Below are 266 nucleotides of genomic sequence, written 5' to 3'. Positions count from 1 at the left end.
TTCTCAATGCGGCGCCTGAAATTCAGGTCACCGCCAACGATCTGCATGAAGGTCAAGCCAACACCACAACCGTTGCGGGCACCGTTAAATATTCCGACGCGGACGCAGGCGACAAGCTCACCGTCACCCTGTCCGATGCCAGCAAGCCGTACTATGTGATCAGTGGCAACGATGTGTTGCTGACACAGGCTGGTATCGACGCGGTCAACGCTGGCACCAAGTTGCCTCCTATCGAAGTCACCGTAAGCGATGGCCTTAAATCGGAC

Annotated in this window: 1 protein-coding gene; it reads left to right on the top strand. The window is 56.0% G+C overall.

Annotated features, from left to right (window positions below; all coding sequences use genetic code 11):
• Positions 1 to 266, top strand: a 266-nt coding sequence (locus tag B3N48_RS08645) for a hypothetical protein (RefSeq protein WP_296182121.1), incomplete at both ends; no start/stop codon positions are given.

Origin of the sequence: Pseudomonas sp. UBA1879 (genome assembly GCF_002338065.1) — a bacterium.
Lineage (GTDB): Bacteria > Pseudomonadota > Gammaproteobacteria > Pseudomonadales > Pseudomonadaceae > Aquipseudomonas.
Note: the sequence above shows the minus strand (reverse complement) of the source record. Positions and strands in the feature narration are given on the sequence as shown.